The organism is Aerococcus sp. L_32 (genome assembly GCF_050689315.1).
The window spans coordinates 1-1,633 of the sequence record NZ_JBOEQF010000423.1 but is presented as its reverse complement, the minus strand read 5'-3'; the positions used below and the strand labels follow the sequence as shown (position 1 = coordinate 1,633).

Annotated in this window: 1 protein-coding gene; it reads right to left on the bottom strand. The window is 36.8% G+C overall.

Going from position 1 to position 1,633, the window contains the following annotated elements:
- Positions 1 to 1,259: 1,259 nt before the first annotated feature.
- Positions 1,260 to 1,633, bottom strand: a 374-nt coding sequence (locus ACRCJ0_RS13590; protein WP_431390767.1) for a hypothetical protein, incomplete at its 5' end; no start/stop codon positions are given.

Sequence of the window (1,633 nt, the reverse complement as noted above, 5' to 3'; positions counted from 1 at the left end):
TGATCTCATTCAACCTTCCATGGCCCCTTTAAAATTCTAACCGGTCCCATACATTCTTTGCATGGTCCCTTTTAAAACTCAAACCGAACTCGTACAACCTCCCTTGATCCTCTTTAAAATGATTCAAGGGCTGACTGCCTAACCTTCCTTTTTCTGCTCAATCATATTGCCGCCCCTTTCAAACTTCCCCTTTAATTTTCGCCTATGACCTTTGAAGGCTTGATCAAATAAAGACACCTTTTTATCCGTTTGACCTTGCTAGGCTTTACTAGGTAAGCTAGGCATACTTTGTGATTGGTGAAAAGTGGTGGAAGAGCATAAGGGAAAATGGTGCATTTTTATCATTTTCTTGTAACAAGTTGTATCAAGCTTGTAACAACAGTTAAAACGGAAGTGGGTAAAACCCTTATTTCTACTTGCTTTTTGGGACTTATAAACTTGTAACAAGCTTGTTACAAGTTGTTACACCAATGCACCACTTTTTGAAAGTTCTTGTTACAGGTTAAACGTTGATTTAATAGGCTTTTGGAGGGACTTGTAACAAGGAAAAGTTTGTGAAAAAGTGCCTTTTTCCGTTAGGCCTTTCATTTTGGTAAGGTAGATTTTTGAAAAAGCCTAGCCATGCCTTTGAAAATTTTTGAAGAAATTTGGTTAAAGGCTAGCCTACCCTTTGGATTGAATAGAAGAATCCTCTACCACCTTTTTTCGATTGAGAACAAATAAAAATGACGAAGCCTTGATTGACTTTTCGGATTGAGAACAAGAAATCTTGCCCCCTTCTTTTGGATTGAGAACGAAAAAAAAGATGGAGGCTTGCTGACCTTTTTTGGATTAATCAAAAGTTTTTTTGATGAAGCCTTAGCTACCTTTTTGGAGTGAATGCAAGATTTTTTTCAAAACCTTAGCTAAGCTTTTGGTATGAATACAAATTTTTTTTACAAATCCTTGGCTAACTCTTTTAAGATTGAGGACGAAAAAAATGATGAAGCCTAGCTGAAGCTTAGCCTATCATCTTAAATTCAGAAGGCATGTTTTTGATGAGTCGCTCGAAATAAATTTGACGTAACTAGAGGAAATCGACTAGGAAGGGTACAAGAAAAAATTGCTAGGTCTGATGATAAATGAACCAATGGTTCACGATTAGATTCGCTTGAACTTGCTATCATCCCAACCCACCCTTCACGATAACAAACAAAAAAATACCAGACAGTCATCGACCATCTGGTATCAAAAACATTATATGAATTTCTCTTTACTGATTAAATTGCCTGACGTTGTTCTGAATTATTTGCGACTGGTTCTTCGTTCTCCGCTTCAAATTCTGAAGAAAGATCTAACGTTTTGACTAGACCTTTTTCTAAAGCCATTGCTAAAACTAACTCACGTAGTTCGCTATCTGACATCGCAGCATCAATCGCATCGTTACGTTTAGAATTAACATAGTGGTCAAACTCTTTATCAAGTTGATTAGCAATCTCTCGCATTTCTTTCGCCATCTCTTTAACTGACATTGCTAACTCGTTTAAGGGTTCTTGTTCTGAAGCAGTTAGCTGAACATCGACCTTACCGAAATCTAAATCGTTCTTACTATCCTTTAAAGTAGTTGCTAAACTTACCCAACGTTTTTGTAATT